Origin of the sequence: Halalkalibacterium halodurans (assembly GCF_004376175.1) — a bacterium.
Lineage (GTDB): Bacteria > Bacillota > Bacilli > Bacillales > Bacillaceae_D > Halalkalibacterium > Halalkalibacterium halodurans.
Genome location: NZ_SNUY01000011.1, coordinates 1 through 20,330 on the forward strand (window position 1 = coordinate 1; position 20,330 = coordinate 20,330).

At 44.7% G+C, this 20,330-nt stretch carries 14 protein-coding genes and 2 pseudogenes; 11 read left to right on the forward strand and 5 right to left on the reverse strand.

Annotated elements, in window-relative coordinates:
• Positions 1-329 (reverse strand): annotated as a pseudogene (locus tag E2L07_RS05390) (DDE-type integrase/transposase/recombinase); the annotation flags it as partial.
• A 141-nt stretch (positions 330-470) separates the two neighbouring features.
• Here E2L07_RS05390 and E2L07_RS05395 point away from each other — a divergent pair.
• The 5 genes and pseudogenes from E2L07_RS05395 to htpG all read left to right on the forward strand — a co-directional run.
• Positions 471-1,315, forward strand: a pseudogene (locus E2L07_RS05395) (ABC transporter ATP-binding protein); the annotation flags it as partial.
• On the forward strand, positions 1,315-2,919 hold the full coding sequence (locus tag E2L07_RS05400; RefSeq protein ID WP_134229033.1) for an ABC transporter permease: 1,605 nt from the start codon (positions 1,315-1,317) through the stop codon (positions 2,917-2,919). The pseudogene E2L07_RS05395 and the gene E2L07_RS05400, both read left to right, overlap by 1 nt.
• A gap of 408 nt (positions 2,920-3,327) precedes the next feature.
• Complete coding sequence (yfmT, locus tag E2L07_RS05405; protein ID WP_134229034.1) at positions 3,328-4,785, forward strand: benzaldehyde dehydrogenase; 1,458 nt, start codon at positions 3,328-3,330, stop codon at positions 4,783-4,785.
• A gap of 22 nt (positions 4,786-4,807) precedes the next feature.
• A complete protein-coding gene (locus tag E2L07_RS05410; RefSeq protein ID WP_041821297.1) occupies positions 4,808-5,665 on the forward strand; it encodes a methyl-accepting chemotaxis protein in 858 nt (285 codons plus the stop codon).
• A 314-nt stretch (positions 5,666-5,979) separates the two neighbouring features.
• Positions 5,980-7,857 carry a molecular chaperone HtpG gene (htpG, locus tag E2L07_RS05415; protein ID WP_053431791.1) on the forward strand — a complete coding sequence of 626 codons (1,878 nt, stop codon included), beginning with the start codon at positions 5,980-5,982 and terminating at the stop codon, positions 7,855-7,857.
• A 213-nt stretch (positions 7,858-8,070) separates the two neighbouring features.
• Here the strand turns inward: htpG and E2L07_RS05420 are convergent, their stop codons facing one another.
• Together E2L07_RS05420 and E2L07_RS05425 are read right to left on the reverse strand one after the other, a co-directional pair.
• Positions 8,071-9,024, reverse strand: coding sequence for a DMT family transporter (locus tag E2L07_RS05420; protein WP_010897178.1), 954 nt, complete (start codon positions 9,022-9,024; stop codon positions 8,071-8,073).
• Positions 9,025-9,143: 119 nt separating this feature from the next.
• A complete protein-coding gene (locus tag E2L07_RS05425; RefSeq protein ID WP_010897179.1) occupies positions 9,144-9,491 on the reverse strand; it encodes a winged helix-turn-helix transcriptional regulator in 348 nt (115 codons plus the stop codon).
• Positions 9,492-9,725: 234 nt separating this feature from the next.
• Between E2L07_RS05425 and wrbA the strand changes: the two genes are divergently transcribed.
• Positions 9,726-10,391: an NAD(P)H:quinone oxidoreductase gene (gene wrbA / locus E2L07_RS05430; RefSeq protein ID WP_050768963.1), complete on the forward strand. Its 666-nt coding sequence runs from the start codon at positions 9,726-9,728 to the stop codon at positions 10,389-10,391.
• A gap of 60 nt (positions 10,392-10,451) precedes the next feature.
• Here wrbA and E2L07_RS05435 read toward each other — a convergent pair whose 3' ends face one another.
• Positions 10,452-11,345, reverse strand: coding sequence for an aldo/keto reductase (locus tag E2L07_RS05435; protein ID WP_134229035.1), 894 nt, complete (start codon positions 11,343-11,345; stop codon positions 10,452-10,454).
• Positions 11,346-11,453: 108 nt separating this feature from the next.
• On the opposite strand from E2L07_RS05435, the gene E2L07_RS05440 reads away from it, so the two are divergent.
• The 4 genes from E2L07_RS05440 (at position 11,454) to E2L07_RS05455 (ending at position 16,978) form a co-directional block, all read left to right on the forward strand.
• The gene (locus tag E2L07_RS05440; RefSeq protein ID WP_134229036.1) at positions 11,454-12,236 is read left to right on the forward strand and encodes a GNAT family N-acetyltransferase; all 783 of its coding nucleotides are present in this window, start codon (positions 11,454-11,456) and stop codon (positions 12,234-12,236) included.
• Positions 12,233-12,700, forward strand: coding sequence for a DUF6884 domain-containing protein (locus E2L07_RS05445; RefSeq protein ID WP_134229037.1), 468 nt, complete (start codon positions 12,233-12,235; stop codon positions 12,698-12,700). The genes E2L07_RS05440 and E2L07_RS05445 overlap by 4 nt, the downstream gene beginning before the upstream one ends.
• A 77-nt stretch (positions 12,701-12,777) precedes the next feature.
• Positions 12,778-13,314 carry a DNA topology modulation protein gene (locus tag E2L07_RS05450; protein WP_134229038.1) on the forward strand — a complete coding sequence of 179 codons (537 nt, stop codon included), beginning with the start codon at positions 12,778-12,780 and terminating at the stop codon, positions 13,312-13,314.
• 250 nt (positions 13,315-13,564) lie between these two features.
• Positions 13,565-16,978 (forward strand): 5'-nucleotidase C-terminal domain-containing protein, encoded by a 3,414-nt coding sequence (locus tag E2L07_RS05455; RefSeq protein ID WP_134229039.1) that lies wholly within the window; start codon positions 13,565-13,567, stop codon positions 16,976-16,978.
• A gap of 115 nt (positions 16,979-17,093) precedes the next feature.
• Here the strand turns inward: E2L07_RS05455 and E2L07_RS05460 are convergent, their stop codons facing one another.
• Complete coding sequence (locus E2L07_RS05460) at positions 17,094-18,704, reverse strand: glutathione ABC transporter substrate-binding protein (RefSeq protein ID WP_134229040.1); 1,611 nt, start codon at positions 18,702-18,704, stop codon at positions 17,094-17,096.
• Between the two features lie 148 nt (positions 18,705-18,852).
• Between E2L07_RS05460 and E2L07_RS05465 the strand changes: the two genes are divergently transcribed.
• Positions 18,853-20,169, forward strand: a complete 1,317-nt coding sequence (locus tag E2L07_RS05465) for a transposase (protein WP_134228930.1) — start codon at positions 18,853-18,855, stop codon at positions 20,167-20,169.
• Positions 20,170-20,330: the final 161 nt, after the last annotated feature.

Below are 20,330 nucleotides of genomic sequence, written 5' to 3' on the forward strand. Positions count from 1 at the left end.
TTTGCGTACAAATACGCAGAAGGAGCACCACACTTCGGACAACATAAGGTAGACGGTACGGGCGTAGAATTCGCTCGTCGCTGTACTGGTTTTAACGGTTTCCCTTTGGATTGAAGGTGTTCCGCTAATAAAAGCTGATAATCGAGCCTTTCTAGTTTTTCAATGATAGGTAAATCATCAATTTGAAGCTTTCGATAAGGCTGATTAACAGGAGCTTCTTTTGGTTTATCGAACATGCTTTTTCCAATCAAAAGAGTAAGCAAAGTTCGAATAATTTGTTCTTGATAGTTTATAAAAGTTAATAAATAGGTTATAATTTGAGGGTACAAATTGTCACTTCCTTTTCTGGAATTGGGTCTATGGTAACCTCAATTATCTACAGAAATCAGGGGGTGGCAATTTTTTTGCTTATAAAGCCCTCTAACATAGGATTTAATAACCTATTTTTATATAAAGTTTTGACAATACGTGAAGTACAGCGGGGAGAGATTTATGGTTTTATCGGACCAAATGGTGCTGGTAAATCGACAACAATTCGTATATTGCTTGGGATTTTAAAGGCTTCTGAAGGAGAGGCAAAAATTTTTGGCAAGGATGTATGGAGTGACGCTGTAGAAATCCATAAGCACCTTGCATACGTTCCGGGGGATGTGAGCCTTTGGCCTAACTTAACAGGAGGAGAAGTCATCGATTTGTTTATGAAGCTGCGTGGTTCAGTGGACAAGAAACGCCGCGATCACTTTATTGAGAGATTCAAACTTGATCCTTCGAAGAAATGTCGAACGTATTCAAAAGGGAATCGGCAAAAGGTGGCTTTAGTCGCGGCGTTTGCGTCAGGAGCAGATCTCTATATTTTAGATGAACCGACCTCTGGTCTTGATCCGCTCATGGAACGGGTGTTTCAAGAATGTGTGTTAGAGGCGAAAGAAGCAGGAAAAAGCGTTCTTCTTTCCAGCCATATTTTATCTGAGGTTGAGAGATTGTGTGATAAGGTGGGGATTATTCGTCAAGGTGAAATGATTGAAACGGGAACATTAGATGAACTCCGCCACTTAACAAGAACCACTTTAGTCGTGAAGACGAAACAACCGATTCCAGCTTTACAAGAACAAAAAGGTGTCCATGATCTTGCCGAAAAAATGGGGGCTTTTCTTTCCAAGTTGATGCCGAATCTTTGGATGAAGTGATGAAATATGTGAGTCAGTACGGATTAATTACACTTGAAAGCGCGCCTCCTACGTTAGAGGATTTATTCATGCGCCATTATGAGGGGGCAGGCCAAAGTCCAACATCGCAAGCTGGAGGTGAGGGGTAATGTGGGGGCAGCTGTATGAGCAAACAGCGAACATGATCTCGTTTATTCTCCGGCGTGATCGTATCCGTTTGCCTATCTGGATAATAAGTTTAACGGCGATCACGGTTATAACGGCCTCGGCGTTTCCTGGGCTCTATTCATCAGATCAGGAGCGGCAAGCAATTGCAGAAACAATGAAAAATCCTGCGATGACGGCAATGGTAGGTCCAGGATATGGATTAGACGACTATACAGAGGGAGCGATGATGGCGCACCAAATGCTCCTTTTTACTGCAATTGCTGTCGCAATCATGAGCATATTAATCGTCACCCGTCATACGCGTACAGATGAGGAGGAAGGACGTGTTGAACTCATACGTTCCCTTCCCGTTGGGCGATTAGCAAATGTGATGGCAGCGATGGTCGTTTTGCTCGGCACGAACATTCTTTTGGCGGTCATCATTGGATTTAGTCTGTTTTCGTTAGGGATTGAGAGTATAGACTTGCAGGGTTCTCTCTTATATGGAGCTGCTTTGGGTGGAACGGGAATCTTTTTTGCTGCGGTCACGGCCCTTTTTGCCCAGCTATCGGAAAGTTCTCGTGGCACGATCGGATACTCTTTTGCCCTGTTAGGAGTCGCGTATTTAGTCCGTGCGATAGGGGATGTAAGCAGTGAGGCTTTATCTTGGTTCTCACCGCTAGGGTGGATTTTGCGGACAGAAGTATATGTGAACAATCGTTGGTGGCCACTGCTTCTGACAGTAGGTATTGCTTTCATCATTGGGGGAGTCGCCCTTTATTTAAACCGCCGACGAGATTTAGGGGCAGGAATTTTACCATCGAAACCAGGAAAGAAAAATGCCTCCCCGCTTTTACAAAGTCCGTTTGGTCTGGCACTCAGATTACAGCGCACGAGCATCATTGCATGGGCGGTCGGAATGTTTATCTTGGGTGCTTCCTATGGATCCATTTTTGGCGATTTAGAATCCTTTCTTGCCAATAATGAGATGATGCGTCAAGCGTTTGAGCCGATTGAAGGGTTAACGTTAACGGAGCAATTTTTAACGATGCTTATGTCAATTATTTCTATGATTTGTACTATACCACCAATCATGTTCGTGTTAAAACTGAAAGGGGAAGAAAAACGGAATCGAACGGAGCACTTGCTTGCGCGGGCAGTCTCTCGCATGCATGTCATGGGGAGTTATTTCGTCCTCTCGGTTCTCTTCGGATTTTTAATGCTTCTACTAGCTCTAACGGGACTGTGGCTCGCTGCTTCTTCAGTTATGGAAGAGCCGATTTCATTAGGAACGCTCTATCAAGCAGGACTCGCCTACTTGCCTGCCATGTGGATGATGATTGGCCTTGCCATGTTGCTCATAGGGCTTATTCCACAAATGACAGGGATCACTTGGCTCTATTTAGGATATTCTTTCATTGTCGTTTATTTAGGAGGGCTGCTTCAATTTCCGGAATGGCTTGGTCAGCTCTCGCCGTTTGGTCATATTCCTCAGCTACCAGTTGAAGACCTAAACATCTTATCAGTGTCTGTGTTGACAGGCTTAGCCGCTATTTTAGCCGCGATCGGATTTATCGGCTATCGAAAACGGGACCTTGCTGGGTAAATTCAGTGCCTCCTGCCTATTTTAGGGTGGGAGGTTTTACATGTGTAAATAGATATGAGCATCTCGTTGAGGACGTGAGGTAGGTCTCAACTTGAAATAGTGAAATTAAAAAGTCTCTTCATTGTGAGAGGCTTTTTTTAGTAGGTAAGAACGTATAACGAGAGCTATCTAGCGCAGGATGAGAAACACGAAGCGCTTCCCGAAAGAGCCCTACGATCAGACAGCAATGGCTTGAAAGCTTTCCTTCTCTTCATTGTTACGGTCCAGTCGCTACGTTTTTGAAGCGGATGCTTTGCCCTTTTCCTATTCCCCATCAATCTCCTAATCTGTCATTATTCGATGAACCGTTAAAAAATTTCCTCATGAACCGATAATAATAGTGTAGGTACTTAAGACTAGGAGGTTTCTATGTTTAACATCCAAGATTTAAATAAACAGTACATTGATGGAGAATGGAGGGATGGAAAAAGCCCTCGGGTACTTCGTGATCGAAATCCGTACAATCAAGAAGTATTAGCTGAATTTCAAATCGCAACAGATTCAGATGTTGACGCGGCTTACCATGCAGCTTTAAAAGCACAGAATGAATGGGCCACTGTGAATCCATATAGAAAGCGAGAGATTCTTGAACGGGCCGTTACCTACATCGAAGAACATGAAGAGGAAATCGTTGCAATCATTATCGACGAATTAGGTGGCACACGTTTAAAAGCGGCTTTTGAAATCGGACTTGTAAAAAACATGATCAAGGAAGCCTCCACCTTTCCCCTAAGAATGGAAGGAAAGATTTTACCTTCCACGGAAAATGGGAAGGAAAATCGACTGTATCGTGTCCCAGCTGGGGTCGTGGGTGTTATTAGTCCTTTTAATTTCCCTTTCTTTTTATCTGTTAAATCGGTGGCACCGGCTTTAGGGGCTGGAAATGGTGTTGTGTTAAAGCCACATGAAGAAACGCCGATTACCGGAGGAACGTTGATTGCCAAAATCTTTGAAGAGGCCGGTGTTCCAAAGGGGCTCTTAAATGTCGTCGTGACTGAAATTGATGAAATTGGCAACGCTTTTGTTGAGCATCCGATTCCTAGAATCATTTCATTTACAGGCTCGACGAATGTCGGTAGCCACATCGGTCAACTCGCGGTAAAGCATTTCAAGAAGCCGCTGTTGGAGCTAGGTGGCAACAGTGCCTTTCTTATTTTCGCTGATGCGGATCTTGACTATGCGGTTCAAGCTGCGACATTTAGTCGTTTTACTCATCAAGGCCAAATATGTATGTCGGCCAACCGAATCTTCGTCCAAAGAGATGTATATGATGAGTTTGTTGAGCGTTACGTAGCCAAAGTCGCTTCGCTTAAAGTAGGAGATCCAAGGGACCCTGAAACAGTCATCGGTCCTGTTATGAACAGCAGGCAAGCAGAAACACTTAAACAAGCAATTGAGAGCGGAATAGCGGCAGGTGCAAAGCCTGTTTTACATGGAGCTATTAATGGAAATATGGTCGAACCTACCATTTTAATCGATGCCTCGCCGGAGATGGCGATTGCTCAGGAAGAACTCTTTGGTCCTGTCGTTTGCGTCATTTCGTTTGATACGGAAGAGGAAGCGGTTGAAATGGCTAACGATACAAAATACGGACTTAGCGGCGCCATTCATACTGCGAATGTGGAACGTGGCGTTGAAATCGCTAAACGTATTCAAACAGGAATGATTCATGTAAATGACATTACGATCAATGACGAGCCGATTGTTGCTTTTGGCGGGGAAAAACATTCTGGGCTGGGACGATTGAACGGTGAGTGGAGCTTAGAAGAATTTACGACATTAAAATGGGTATCAGTTCACTATAGTCAACGGGTTTTCCCATATTAAAAAAAGAGGGTTGATGAAGAAGATGAGCGAACTTATGGAAAAAGATACGAAACAGGATCTGTTGGAAGCATTTGTAAAGGTAGCCCCGTTTTTAAATCAATTAGTTCAGGATGACATTACGGTCGGGGTTTATGATACAGAAAAACTGATCATCAATATTCCTGCCAAAACCTTTTCCCTCAATGTAAAGCCGGGGGACCCGCTTGCGGAAGGAGATATTATTACAGAAGCGATTCGGCACAACGCTGAGCGTGCAGCGATTGTGCCAAAAGAGCTGTTCGGCTTTCCTTTGATCGCCAAAGCGATTCCGCTCCATGATTCGAAGGGCAAGGTCATTGGCGGTGTCGGAATGGGAACAAGCTTAGAAAAAGCGAACAAGCTGTTTGAAATGGCAGAGAGCTTTTCTGCCATCGTGGAAGAGACGGCCGCTTCCATTGAAGAGATAAGCGATTCTGTGACAAAGCTGACAGAGCAGGTCACTGATGTATCTTCTCATATGAAAAATGTGAGTGTGAGCGCGGAGCAAATTGGGGAAATTTCCTCGGTTGTAAGAGGTATTTCCGACCAAAGTAACCTTCTAGGCCTTAACGCGGCCATTGAAGCAGCACGTGCGGGAGAGTCAGGAAAAGGCTTTTCTGTCGTGGCGAATGAAATTCGGAAGCTTGCGACCAATTCAAAAGAAAACGTCAGTCAAATTAACGATATTACAAATACGATACAGGATCTATTAAAAAAGCTAAACGAAGCGTTTTCCGAGATTCACCAGCTGACAGATACACAGGCTGGTTCAATCGAGGAGTTTGCTGCCACCATGCAGGAAATTAGTCGAAATGCCCAAGATTTAGCAAAGGTAGCAGAAATCTCTCTTCCGAAAGAGTAGTAACGAGTAAAAGGCGGCTTAACGTCATACTTCATGACGGTCAGGCGGCCTTTTCTCATTTTACATAAAAATTAGTTGAGAACAAAAGCGAGCGCTTCCATCATTAAGGCTTTTGCGCAAACAACGGTCATAGTTTTTTTTCCTAGACGGCTTGACATGTTTTAGGACGGTATGCTATCAAATAATCGTTAGCACTCGTTGCTTACAAGTGCTAACGATTTCTTGCACAATCAAAAAGGGTACCATTTGTACTCATAGGTGTAGTAGCAAGCGAATTTTTAAATGAATCTTAGTCATTGAAAGGAGATAGTGCCATGGAGAGAAAAGAGTTTAAAGCGGAATCGAAACGGCTGTTAGAAATGATGGTTAACTCCATTTACTCGCAAAAGGAAATTTTCTTGCGAGAGCTCATTTCAAATGCGAGTGATGCGATTGATAAAATTTACTACAGAGCATTAAGCGATGATTCGATCACGTTTAACAAGGATGATTATTTTATTAAAGTAACGGCTAACAAAGAGGATCGGACGTTAACGGTAAGTGATACGGGAATTGGGATGACGAAAGAGGAGCTTGAAAGCAACCTCGGAACGATTGCTAAAAGTGGGTCGCTTGCCTTTAAAACCGAGAACGAAAGTAAAGACGGACATGACATTATTGGTCAGTTTGGGGTTGGCTTTTACTCAGCATTTATGGTCGCAGATAAGGTTACCGTTACAACGAAAGCATTAGGAGAGGAAAGCGGCTATCAGTGGGAATCTACCGGTGCGGATGGTTATACGATTCTACCGATTGCTAAAGAGTCAGTCGGAACAGAAATTACGTTAAAGCTCAAGGAAAACACGGAGGATGAATCGTACGATGAGTTCCTAGAAGAGTACCGACTACAGAGCATTATTAAGAAGTATTCTGACTTCATCCGCTATCCGATCAAAATGGATGTAACGAAGCGTGAGCTTAAGGAAGGTACCGAGGACGAATATGAGGACGTCATTGAGGAACAAACGATTAACAGCATGGTGCCAATTTGGCGGAAAAATAAAAACGAGCTTAAAGACGAGGACTACACTAACTTTTATCATGAAAAACGGTACGGCTTTGACCAACCGTTAAAGCATATCCATATTAGCGTCGATGGGGCTGTTCGATATAACGCGATTCTTTTCATTCCAGAAAACATTCCATTTGATTATTACACGAAAGAATTTGAAAAGGGCCTCGAGCTTTATTCGAACGGTGTGCTCATTATGGAGAAATGCCCTGACCTCCTTCCAGATTATTATAGCTTTGTGAAAGGAATGGTCGACTCTGAGGATCTATCGCTCAACATTTCACGTGAAATGCTTCAGCACGACCGGCAGTTAAAGTTAATTGCGAAAAATATTAAAAACAAGATTACGAGCCATTTAAAGACGTTATTAAAGGACGAACGGGAGAAATTCGAGCAATTCTACCGTTCATTTGGTCGCCAATTAAAATATGGGGTGTACAGTGATTTTGGTGCCAATAAAGAGGACTTACAAGATTTGCTCCTTTTCTACTCTTCGACGGAGAAGAAAATGGTCACTTTAGACGAATATGTGTCTCGCATGAAAGAAGACCAGCCGTATATTTACTATGCGACAGGGGAATCCTATGCTCGGATTGAGAAATTGCCGCAAACGGAAATGGTCGCAGATAAGGGATATGAAATTTTATATTTCACAGAAGATGTGGATGAGTTTGCGATTAAAATGTTAGCTAGCTATAAAGAAAAAGAATTCCGTTCTGTCTCAAGTGGTGACTTAGGATTCGAAGATGACGAGCAGAAGGATACTGCCGCTGACACGGACGAACAGAAAGAGCTGTTTGAACATATGAAAACCATTTTAGACGGCAAAGTGAAAGATGTTCGAGCCTCCAAACGATTGAAATCCCATCCTGTGTGCCTTACTGCAGAGGGGGAAGTATCAATTGAAATGGAGAAGGTACTCCGAGCGATGCCTGATAATCAAAACGTTCAAGCAGAAAAAGTGTTAGAAATCAATGTGAACCATGACGTGTTCGATGTATTGAAGGCATCATTTGAGTCAGATAAAGATAAAGTCGATTTATATACGAAGCTTTTGTACAATCAGGCACTACTCATTGAAGGATTACCAGTGGAAGATCCGGTCGCCTTCTCAAATGATATTTGCAAGGTGATGGCATAATGGTTCAACGAGGGAGCTCCAACAGATGGAGGCCCTCTTTTTTCACTCTTCTTTAAGTTGGCGAAATCCCCTTAGCCCAGCATACATATGGTACAGTTTACAGAGGCGTAGCTTGGTATTAATGTATTGTTATCTATCTAGCGTTCTCTTGGATGAAGCAAGCGTGTCGTAACAAAGGGTGTTGCTTGTATGCACTATAAACTAAAAAGCCACCTAACTGGCGGCTTTCCGTTTCATTTGAGGGACGCTTTTCGAAAAGAAGCTATGGGCCATCATCCCGGCGATAATCAGGGCAAGACCGATAACGGCGAGTCCGCTCGGCCATGGGGAGGCGAGCAGCCACACTTCACCGAGAATGACGAATAAGACTTGCGTTGACTGGGTGGCTTCCACTGCTGCTAATTTTGTTTCCTGCTTTCTTACCCGGTCGGTAGCAATAAAAAATAAGGTCGTGGCGATTACACCGGAGCTAATGGCAACAATGAAGGTTTGTAGCCACTGGTTGCTAGCCGGTGGGCCAACGGTAACGAAGCCATAGATTGATAGAATTGCCCAAAACGGTAGCGACATGAGCGTCATCCCGAAGACGCGCTGGAACGTGTCAAGGCGGGAGCTACACAGCGCCATCATTTTTCGGTTACCGAGCGGATAGGCGAAGGCAGCCACGAGTACGGGGAAGACGCCGACAACTACATGATGCAAGGATAATGAGCTGATGTGCTGGGCTTGAATGATGACAATGCCAACGAAAATAACCGACGAAATGATCAAGGCTCGGAGCGGTAGCTTTTGCCGTACGATTGTTTCTCCTTGTTTTGTAACAAATAAGGGGGTGAGCAAAACCCCTGCGACAATTGTGAATTGCCACGTGCTTGCCACGAGCCAGCCTGGTCCCGATGCAGCCGCGTAAGTGATCGGTGCATAAAACAACACGAACCCACAAAAGCTCCACACAAGCCAAGGGAGCGGGTGTTTTTTAATGTCGCTAAACACTTCTCTCACGTTACGACGAAACAGAACGATTAGAAACAAAAAGGGAAGCATAAAGAAAAAACGAAGCGATGCGCTCCAGATCCAGCTACCGCCAGAAAGCTCCATTGCTCGATTTAACACAAATGTAACAGCAAAAAACATGGACGCCACAATCCCGAGAAGAATTTCCTTCATGCGCATCACGTCCTTTGTATGTATATTATATTTTACTTTAGTACACTATAGCATATTTTACTTACGAAAAAAACTCCACTTTGTCAAAATGACCAAACAAGGCGGAGTTTTTTAATTTCTTAAATCGAGTGTATTGTTGATGCCGAAGGGTCTAGAGTTTGCTGGGCATGGGCATCCCCCCATTCATCCATTTGCTCTAGAAGGGGGAGGAGGGTTTTTCCATGGTCTGTAATACAATATTCAACCTTCGGCGGGACTTGTGGATACACTTTTCGTTCGATGATTCGGTGCTTCTCTAATTCCCGTAGGTCGGATGTTAGCATTTTTTGCGTGATCCCTGGAAGCGCTCGCCTTAATTCGCCAAATCGAAGTTTTTCATTGGTGTAGAGGTGGTATAGAATCATGGATGTCCATTTCCCTGAAACGACGGCCAACGTCTTTTCAACGCCAGTACATTTTTTACCCATTTTGAACCTCCTCACGATTATTACTTATTAAAAGAAAGTAACTTGTAAAAAGGATAACATAAATGAATCATTTTTGCAGCTTGAATGCGTTGCGCCAGCCTAATAGTATCTTCGGGGAAACTAGCTTACAAAAAAGTGCGTACTTTTATTGAAAAAAGTGATTGGGCATAATGATTATGTAAGAAAAACACAGCGGGAGTTCAGAAAAAAACTTCCTATTATGAGGTGTATGCGATGGGCTTTTTAGAAAAGCTTTTCGGAAAACAATCGAATCCAAAGGAGGATGTAGCAATGACAAAATTGGCGATTATCTATTACAGCTCCACAGGAACAAACTATCAGCTTGCCCAGTGGGCGGAAGAGGCAGCTAAAGAAGCGGGGGCCGAAGTGAAAGTGCTTAAGGTGGCTGAGACTGCACCAGATGCTGCGATCGATTCGAATCCAGCTTGGCGTGCTCACGTTGACGCTACGAAAGACGTACCGGCGGTAACGCTCGATGACTTAGTTTGGGCAGATGCGATCATGTTTAGTATCCCGACTCGGTTTGGAAATGTCCCTTCACAAGTGAAAGCGTTCCTAGATACGACGGGCGGGCTTTGGTTTGAAGGAAAACTAGCGAATAAGGTTGTAAGTGCCATGGCTAGTGCCAGTAATGCCCATGGTGGACAGGAAGCAACCGTTCTTTCCCTTTATACAACGATGTATCATTGGGGCGCTATCGTAGCTGCTCCAGGTTATACAGCACCTGAAACATTTGCTGCCGGCGGAAACCCGTACGGCACAAGTGTCACAGTTGATCAAGAAGGGAACATGAAAGAGGACGTAAAAGCGGCAGTCGCTCACCAAGCGAAGCGGACGATCCAAGTCGCTGAATGGGTGAAACAAGGACTGCAAGGATAATGAAAAACAACCTGAGTCAATCATAGGCTCAGGTTGTTTTTATCCGGAGTTTCAAAGGTGTTACTCTCGGTGCTGTTCGTAAACGGCTGCTTTCGCAAGCTTTTGAATGTGCTGACGTTCTTCTGCCGTTAACGGAGTTGCTTCCACAGCCTGTACGTTCGCTTTTACTTGGTCGATCGAGCTAGCCCCAGCGGCTACGGTAGCGACAACGTCATGAGCTAAGCAATATTGTAAGGCAAGCTCGTGGAGTGGTCGGTCCGTAGGAAGAGATTCTCGGAGTGATTTCAGTTCATCGTAGCGATAATTTAAGTATCCCTCTCCTTCTGGAAGTGGACGCCTACTGAGCAACCCTCTAGCAACAGGACCACGAACGACCACGCTGACGCCGTGCTCTTGAATGAGTGGGAACCATTCCTCTGGTCTCCGATCAAGAATACTGTATTGCATCATAATGCTCACAATGTTTGAACGTTTAAGATATTCCTTGATTACATTTGGCCGAATCGAAGAGATGCCGTAATAGCGGATGACGCCTTCCTGTTTTAACTCCTCAAAAGCTTCAATGGTTTCATCAATAGGGTCATCAATTGTTCCTCCATGGAGCTGATACAAATCAATATAATCTGTTTGTAGGCGTCTCAGGCTATCCTTTACCGCTTCTTTTATGTACGCCTTTGACGGGTCCCACCACCAGCCTTCTTTCCCTTGCTCAAAACGGTTACCTACCTTTGTCGCTAAAATGATGTCTTGCCTGCGTCCTTTCAGCGCTTTTCCAACAAATTTCTCGTTTAAGCCTTGATTGTAAAGATCGGCTGTATCCAAATAATTAATGCCAAGCTCCAACACTTCATCCATTATCCGAAGTGCTTCCGTCTCATCTGTCCCGAGAGACATACAGCCAAAGCCAAGCTCGCTTACATGCAAATCTGACGTACCAAGCTGCCGTTTTTTCATCGGTTGATCCCCTCCTCTTGCCTCCATTGTAAAAAAAGAAACAGGTTTGCTCAAATAAAACAAAATTTGTGGTATACTTTTCCTTCAAAAGGGAGGGAGAGGAAGAAGATGTTGAGACCATTAACAGAAAAAGACCGTGAGCAATTGCTCGCCTTCGCCGGAAAAGAACCGGCCGTCAATTTGTTTATCATCGGCGATGTAGAAACATTTGGGGTGGAGACGGAATTTCAACAAATATGGGGTGAGTTTAATAAGCGAGGGGAGCTTGTGGCAGCGATGCTCCGGTACTTTCAATCCTTTTTAGTTTATGGGGAGTCTGATTGGGATCATCACCGGTTCGCGCAAATCGTGAACGAACACACTGGAAAGTTCGAAGTTTCAGGGCGAAGTGACATCGTTGAACGTTTTGAAAACGGCGTCATTCCGAAGCTCGGACAGAAACGCCAGCTATACTTATGTGAGCTCCAATCCGCAAAGGAATTAAGCGATCGCAATGGTGTACAGCATTTGTCGGTAGATGATCTGAACCGTCTGTTAGCTTTACATGATCAGATTGATGATTTTGCGCAAAACGATAATGGAAAAGAGCAGATGAAAGTGTCAATGGAAAAAGGGGCTAGTCGAACGTATTATGTAGAGGAGGACGGGAAGATCATCGCTTCCGCCTCGACTGCAGCCGAAAATTCACGTTCGGCGATGATCGTCGGTGTGTGCACACATCCTGACTATCGCAACCAAGGACTGGCGTCTCGCTGTATGAGTGCCCTTTGTGAAGACTTGCTCGCTGAAGGAAAAACCGTTTGTCTTTTTTACGATAATCCAGTAGCAGGCCGAATCTATAAACGACTCGGTTTTAAAGATATAGGAAGGTGGACCATCTATCGCTCATGAACACCCTTTGTATCATTCCGTGTGGAAACAAGAAAATTTGGGATAAACAAGAAGATATAGGCCCTGTTGCAGCAAGTGAAGCATATATTGGAACGCTTCACCGGCTTTGTGCCATGTACGCCGAACGGTTTTTCGACCATTGGGTGATCTTATCAGCAAAGCACGGTTTTTTGTTCCCAGATGATGTGGTCGACGGTCCATATGATGTGTCATTCTCCCACACACATTCTGGCGTTATCACGCTTGATCAATTAACCGAGCAGGTTCATGAAAAAAAGCTCGATTCCGTTCCCTATGTTGTTCTTCTAACGGGGAAAAAATACCGGCCAATCGTTGAAGCTTGTTTTCCGCAGGCCACTGTTGAGTGCCCTCTACTCAGCTACTCGGGTATTGGATACATGCAGCAAGCGCTTAAGCAGGCAATTGAACAAAAGCAACCGCTTCATTCGGCAAAAAGAAACTGACCTTGAACGATCCATTTACTGAGAGGATCTTTTTTTTCGCGATCTGTTTGTGCAACATTTCATGAGGAGGAGAACGGATGAAAAGAGTAATGATAATAGGTCCAGGTGGAGCGGGAAAATCGACATTTGCTAAGCAGTTGCACGAACGAACAGGCTTACCGCTTATTCATTTGGATGCCCATTTTTGGAAACGAGGCTGGGTTCCGTCTACGACAGAGGAAATCGCAGTCATGCAGAAGCAATGGGTACAAGGGGAGGAATGGATCATTGACGGCAATTACGGAGCGACATTAGAGATTCGCTTTGCGGCCTGTGATACTGTGATTTACTTCGATTTTCCGACGTATATGACGCTGTATGGCATTTTAAAGCGACGGCTCATGTATCATGGGCAATCCCGTTCTGATATGGGGGAAGGCTGTATAGAGAAGCTCGATTGGATATTCATCAAATGGGTCGCCACTTACCGACGAAGGAAAAGACCGCACATTTTACGAGCATTAACTGAGCTTCTTCGAGAGAAGAACGTGATTATCTTTCGTTCCCGCTCAGATGTTCGTCGGTTTTTACAAGAGATTGAGCAAAAGCCGAGCGAAAAGCGCCGAGACTTCTGAAAAACGAGAACATACTCTATTATAACTACAATCCACTGATCGAACATGCCAATCATTATCCATTTTCTAAGTGAAAAAGACCTTATGGGAAGCAATTGGATGCCAAAACTAAAGGCTTAATTCTAACGGTTTTACAAAAAATTTACGGATCTTCAATCACCTGAAACGGTTTTCCATTTACACTTAAAGAAGATGCCTGTCCCCCGTATGGCATTGCGTTGATTGAAAACATACATAGGAGGTTGGAAATATGGGTGGTTTACGACATGCTTGGCGAACGACATTCATCGTCATCAGTGCCTTTTTGCTAACATTTACGTCGCTGTTTACGAATGCGGCTCCGATGCTGGCGCAAGCGGGTGCTAGCAGTGACCATGAATTGACAATCGTCTATACGAATGACATTCATGCAAGGATTGATGGGTACGGGAAAGCATCAGCTTATATTAAGGCAGAACGGGAACAAGCGGAACACTTTTTATATTTAGATGCAGGGGATATTTTCAGTGGGAACCCTGTTGTCGACTTGAATCATGGAAAACCGATTGTCGAGCTACTAAATGTGGCCGGCTTGGATGCGATGGTTATTGGTAATCATGAGTTTGATTATGGGCAGGACGCTTTTGCCGAGCGGGTAAACGATTCAAACTTTCCATGGCTTTCGGCTAATATGAAGGTGGTGGATCCGTCGATTCCGATTGAACAACCAGATCCTTATCAACTTTTTGATGTGGACGGGATCAAGGTTGCTGTGTTTGCCTTAACAGAAGCACCGCCATCGACAGCACCGGCTGGTATTGTTGGTCTTGAATTTGAAAGAGACTATGCAGCGGTCGCGAAACGATATGAGGATGAGTTAAAAGAACAGGCTGACGTTATTATCGCATTAACCCATATCGGGTACGGTGCAGACCGTGCGCTAGCTGAACAAGTGGACTATTTTGATCTTATCATTGGGGGACATTCTCATACGACTCTAACTTCTCCACAATACGTCAACGGCACACCAATCGTACAAAGTGGTGCGAATTTGACGAATGTGGGTAAAGTGGTACTTGAGCTAGATGAACAGACAAATGAAGTCGTGTCTGTTGAAGGGTCCCTCCAAGCAGTGAGTGAGTTAACAGAAGTCGATGATGAGGCACAAGCGATTATCGATCACTATAACAGTGAAATGGACGAACTGTTAGGTGAAGTCATCGGTGTATCAGATACGGGACTTTCTCGCGATGGCCGTTATGAAGCAGATGCCCCGCTCGGAAACTTTTGGACCGATGCGATGCGCATCTACGCGCAAGCGGATGTGGCCGTGACGAACAATGGTGGGATCCGCGATAGTATCGCCCCAGGCGAGGTGACCGTCGGTGACATTTATCGGATCGAGCCGTTTGCAAACGAGATCATGTTGTTTGAAATGACAGGGAAAGCGATTAAGGATGTTCTCGCTTACTCGTATTCCCGTGGTGATCGGAATCAAATTGATTTGCAAATCTCTGGCTTGTCATACGAAATCGTTGCGGGCCCTGTCGGAAATTTTATCGATGTTCGTGTTACGGTTGATGGGGAACCGATCGATGAAGAAGCCACATATCGTGTCGCCGTTCCTGATTACATTGGCACAGGCGGCTCTGGCTATGAGTTCGATGGAGAGATTCTTGAGCCGTATGTTGGATTAATGACAAATGCGATGATCGACTATGCGAAAGAACGGACGGCTGCTGGAGAAAAGTTAAACTACTCGAGTGAAGGCCGAATTAAGGTTACGATTGATCCGAGCGGACCGATGCCAGGTGAGGTGATCGGCTCCACGACTAACGGTTTATACTCCCATAATAAAAACAAAGTGGATGTAGGGATCGGGAACTTATATACAGATGCCATTCGTGAGATTTCTGATGCCGATCTTGCGTTGCTAGACGGCTCGTCTGTTACAGGGGAAATCCCACCAGGCAATATAACCGATAAACAAATTGAGGCGCTGGATCGTTTCGGGAATGAAATTGTGGTCGTTCGGGCGACTGGAGAAAAAATTAAAGAAGTCATCCTCAGTCAGTCTTCGCATCATCAACGGGTTGACTTGCAGGCAGCGGGTCTAACGTACACGCTCATTCCGAACGGACAAGGGGATGGTTTTCAAGATGTAGAGATCGTTTTAGAAGACGGTACGCCACTTGATCCGTCAAAGGAATACGTTGTCGCTTACAATGACTATATGCACGGAACGGGCTTTTACCAGCTAAGTGATCAAGTCGTTGATGATGGGTTAGGGACGGTTTGGGAGGCTGTCGTTACTTATGTTAAAGGACAGAGTGATCCGATTGATTATGTAGAAGGGGAGCGCATCCGGATTGAAGGAGCAGCACTTCCAGACGATCCGAAGGGAACGATCACAGTTGCACAAGCGATTGCCCACAATCAAGGGGAAGCGACTGTACGCGGGTATATTGTCGGCTCGATTAATGGAAGTCCGGTTATCGGTGAAGGAAATCATGCTCCGTCAAACTTACTGTTAGCTGATTCACCAGATGAAACCGACCGAACCAAAATGTTGCCGGTTCAGCTACCGTCAGGAAGTACGGTACGTACAGGGCTAAATCTCGTCTCTCATCCTGGAAACTTAGGAGAGTTTGTGATGATTACTGGGGCTCTCGATACGTATTTCTCTACTCCTGGTATGCGTAATCCTACGGCGTTTACGTTTGCCGATCCTTCCGATTACCCAGATCCAGGGGATGGTGATTCGCAAGAGGTGATTTCGATCGCTGAAGCCCGAGCGTTGGAGCGCGGAGAACGTGTCGTTGTAGAAGGGGTTGTGACGTCAACACCTGGGGCATGGGGAGCAAAAGGATTTTACGTTCAAGATGAAACAGGTGGTCTTTACGTTTATCAGTTTGATGTAGAGGTGAATGTTGGAGACATCGTTCAAGTGGCTGGGACGATGGATGAATTTAATGGAGAGCTTCAATTATCGAATCCGTCATCGATTAACATTGTAGGAAGTAGGGATGTACCGAAACCACTTCCTGTGACACCAGAAGCTGTTTCACTCGAAAATGAAGGGCAGCTCGTACAGTTGGATGGAGTTACGATTGAGAATCTTCGCCAAGTAAACAATTTTGGCACGTTTGAATTTGAGGCGGTTCGTGGGAGTGAGCGAGTATTAATTCGCGTCGACAATCGGACAGGGCTTGTTTATGATGAGTTTACCTTTACGGAAGGGGAGGTTGTCACCATTACGGGTGTTTCTAGTCAATTCCGAGGGACCCCTCAGGTGAAACCACGCCAAGCAGATGACATTGTCGTCTTTGAGCAAGAATCGTCTGAATATCTTTCCGTTGCAGAAGCGATCGAATTGGATCGGGAAGTTGTGAAGGTGAAAGGCTATATTGTCGGCAACGCTCGGAATAAAAACCATGTGGCTGTGCAATCTGGTGCTTACAATGACCACAACGTGCTCATTGCAGATGATCCAAATGAGACGGATGTGAAGAAGATGTTGCTCGTTCAGTTAAAAGGAACGGATCGAACAGCGTTTGGCTTAGTGTCTAACCCGGAACACTATGGAAAACAAGTGGAGCTAACGGGGAAACGTCATAAGGAAAAGTTTCATTTCCCACTCATTAAACATCCTGATGAATTTGTCGTGCTCGATTTAAAAAAATAATCATAGAGAGTTAGAAACAGGCCGCTCCTCGTCAAGTCGACAAGGGGCGGCCCGTTCGTTTATGGTGACTTCCACAATGATCAGTTATCCTTGGATCATGGGGGCTTACGCTTTTTTACTGCTCAAGTGACACATCCTGAAGTTGGTAAATCCCGGAGGCATCGGCCCAAAAGCCTTGGACTTCATCACGATAGCCCATAAGGTGATCTGGATGATAAAGGAAGACCGTTGGCACTTTTTCATTTAAATATTCTGTCGCTTCCACATACATTTGCAAGCGGGTCTCTTCATCTTGCTCAATTCGCGCTTCATGCAACATAGCATCGAATGCTTCATCTTGGAAAAAGGAACGGTTTCCCGTTTCCCCGATATTTTCTGAGTGGAACAGCATATGCATCGGATAGTCGGCATCCCCCGTTCCTAACGAAAGCCCTAAGATGAATAGGTCATGATTACCGGAGCCTGTCAATTCGAGGTACGCTCCCCATTCGACCACTTCAATGTTGGCATCAATGCCAACATCGGCAAGGTTCGCTTGAGCGATCTCGGCAATGTCCATTCGCTCGCGGTTATCATTGGTCCAAATGGTTGTGGAAAAGCCTTCTTCATATCCAGCCTCAGCTAGCAATTCTCTGGCACGCTCTACATCTTGCTCAATCCCTGCAACCTCTGAGCTGAATCCAAAGTTCGTTTCATTAAGTGGACCGACAGCAGGCTCTCCTGTGCCGTCCAATACACCTTGCAGCATAGCATCTTTATCTAATGCAAGGGCGATCGCTTGACGAACCAATTCATCATCTAGCGGCTCTTTTTGAACGTTAAAGCCCATATACGTAATACTTGCGGCGTTTCGTTGATAAAGATTCATCCCGTCGGTGTTTTCTACGCGAGCGCGATCACTCGCCTGAATAGGATCAATAATATGTACGCCGCCTGTTTCTAACTCTGCTAACCTCGTTAAATCTTCTGGAATGACGCGGAACGTGGCTGTGTCAACGTGTGCGGGCTCGCCCCAATAGTCGTCGAAACGGGAGAGGACCACTTCGCTTCCTGGGTTCCAGTTTTCGAAGGTGAAGGCGCCTGTTCCATAAGGGTGTTCATTGATATAGGTTCCTGGCTGTTCACCACTTTCAACCGCTGCTTGATCGGCTTCGATAGCTTTCAGTGAAATCATGCTCGATGCATAGTGAGCAAAGTGGGCTGGGAGGGGAGCAAAGGGTTGCTCCGTTTTCATACGGACAGTATGAGAATCGATGACCTCAATTTCCTCTATAATTTCAAACAAGATCGCCCGTGGCGATGCAGTCGTTTCATCCAAGATCCGCTCGATATTTGCTTTCACTACGTCTCCGTTAAAGTCAGAGCCATCGTGAAAGGTGACGCCTTCTTGTAATCTAAATTCCCAAACATCATCCTCGACGGCTTCCCAAGATTCCGCGAGTAACGGTTCTAATTCCATGTCGGAATTAAATTTGACGAGCGTCTCATAAATGTTGGATTGCACCGCTCCCGAAGGAACATCGCTGGACGTATGAGGGTCCAACATGGAGATGTCAGATAAGACACCGAGTATGAGGTCACCCCCTCCGCTGTCGCCTATGACTTCAGCTCCAGCGTCACCTACGTTTTCTTCCTGTTCCGTTGTCGGTTCGCTAGCGCACCCGATTAAAAACAGGCTTGCGGCAAATGACAGAAATCCTGTTTTAAACCAATGATTTTTTTGCATGCCTTCCTCCTTTTTTAAAATAATTTTCTAGAAGAGCTTGTTCAAAAAGCCATAAAATCCGAAAAAAAATAAAAATGCACCTTAGCGAAAAATGGTAAAATGGAAGTAACGAATCAACCAAAAATACCAATTTGCGAGGTGCATTTTCATGGATATGCAGCTAGAACTGCTTCCTTACCACTACTATAACACACTCGGTTTCGATGTGGAATTGATAGATTATATTGATCATGTTGATGATTCTATTGTCTTGGAAAAAATGAAACCATTATATAAAGGCGGTGGTCGCCCGCCTATTGATGCTAGGACGTATTTTCGTATGCATTATTTGTACTTTACACGGCCTGAGATCACGTCTTTTAGAGAGCTCTGCAGACAGCTGAAGGACCCTAAGAATCAGGCATGGCGCAACTTCATCGGCACTCCAAACATAAAGGATGTTCCTGTTCATTCGAGCTTGACTCATTTTCGTCATACTCTGACACCCGAGCACTTTTATAAAATCTTATTCGATTTCATTGGTCAGGCCCTGAAACTGGATGGTTTTTTAGAACCAACTCTTGCGGGAATTGATTCTAGACCCGTCTTTGCTCACGTGAATGGCTATAAAAAGAAACGTTGTGCTTGTGAAGATAAAGAGACATGTGAATGCGACAAAACGTATTCGGATCCCGATGCCAAAGTAGGCGTTCAGCGGAATAAAGCCAATCAGAATAAATTTTTTATTGGCTATCGAAAACATTCGATTGTTTGCCCCGCACCCTCGGGTCCTGTTGTTCTCTTGTCTATTATTCTTCCACCAGATACTCACGATGTCGATGTTCTTCTTCCGTTGGTTGAAAAACTAAAAGAAATCGGTGATTTGAAGGTAGAGTATCTTGTGGCAGATTTAGGCTATTTCAGTGCCGAACACCAGATAGAATCTTTACATAAACATGATGTGGCCGTCGTAACAGATTTCAAAAAGAATACGGTCATCCCTGAAACTTGTTCATCAGAAGGAAAGCCTGAATGTGAAGCTGGCCATGAACTCCTATGGGATGGATTTGAGAAGGAAACCTATACGTCTTGGTTTCATGGTGACGAAACCAAATGTATGTCCTGTCCATTACAGGCTACTTGTAATAAGCAATTCGGTTTCACCTTTGAAGAAAACCCATTCTTCTATGGTCCAGTTCCACAAGGGTCAGAGCTTCAAGAACGGATGTTAAACTTTCGTAAGCAAGTGGAGCTATCTTTTGCACATGAATCGAATCAGCTCGATTCTGTGATGCGACATAAAAAGGTGCCAGTAAAGACCACCAAGAGAGTCCAATCTTTCTTCATCATGAGAGATTTGTTTCGACTCATTCAACGGATGATCAAACACATACGAGATACGGTCTTACCTGGAAATCATGTTGAAGCTATAAGGAAATTACAGGAAATCCAAGTGGAACAGCTTTCCTTGCCGATAGCTAGCTAATTTAACCCCAATCAAACCTTTTTCAAAAAATTGTCTATGGTCCAAGGGAGAAGTCTACCCTTTTTTAGGTGCGATTTTGAGTGGGGCGAAGGTACATTTTTTTGTCTGAAATTATTTTACTTTCATTACCATTAATGGAAGTGTAGTCAACTGATTTTCTA

Coding starts and splice junctions, on each gene's coding strand:
- E2L07_RS05460 (WP_134229040.1), bottom strand. CDS start 18,704: ATGCAAAAAAATCATTGGTTTAAAACAGGATTTCTGTCATTTGCCGCA.
- E2L07_RS05445 (WP_134229037.1), top strand. CDS start 12,233: ATGAACACCCTTTGTATCATTCCGTGTGGAAACAAGAAAATTTGGGAT.
- E2L07_RS05450 (WP_134229038.1), top strand. CDS start 12,778: ATGAAAAGAGTAATGATAATAGGTCCAGGTGGAGCGGGAAAATCGACA.
- E2L07_RS05440 (WP_134229036.1), top strand. CDS start 11,454: ATGTTGAGACCATTAACAGAAAAAGACCGTGAGCAATTGCTCGCCTTC.
- E2L07_RS05465 (WP_134228930.1), top strand. CDS start 18,853: ATGGATATGCAGCTAGAACTGCTTCCTTACCACTACTATAACACACTC.
- wrbA (WP_050768963.1), top strand. CDS start 9,726: ATGGGCTTTTTAGAAAAGCTTTTCGGAAAACAATCGAATCCAAAGGAG.
- E2L07_RS05425 (WP_010897179.1), bottom strand. CDS start 9,491: ATGGGTAAAAAATGTACTGGCGTTGAAAAGACGTTGGCCGTCGTTTCA.
- E2L07_RS05410 (WP_041821297.1), top strand. CDS start 4,808: ATGAGCGAACTTATGGAAAAAGATACGAAACAGGATCTGTTGGAAGCA.
- E2L07_RS05435 (WP_134229035.1), bottom strand. CDS start 11,345: ATGAAAAAACGGCAGCTTGGTACGTCAGATTTGCATGTAAGCGAGCTT.
- E2L07_RS05400 (WP_134229033.1), top strand. CDS start 1,315: ATGTGGGGGCAGCTGTATGAGCAAACAGCGAACATGATCTCGTTTATT.
- E2L07_RS05420 (WP_010897178.1), bottom strand. CDS start 9,024: ATGAAGGAAATTCTTCTCGGGATTGTGGCGTCCATGTTTTTTGCTGTT.
- E2L07_RS05455 (WP_134229039.1), top strand. CDS start 13,565: ATGGGTGGTTTACGACATGCTTGGCGAACGACATTCATCGTCATCAGT.
- yfmT (WP_134229034.1), top strand. CDS start 3,328: ATGTTTAACATCCAAGATTTAAATAAACAGTACATTGATGGAGAATGG.
- htpG (WP_053431791.1), top strand. CDS start 5,980: ATGGAGAGAAAAGAGTTTAAAGCGGAATCGAAACGGCTGTTAGAAATG.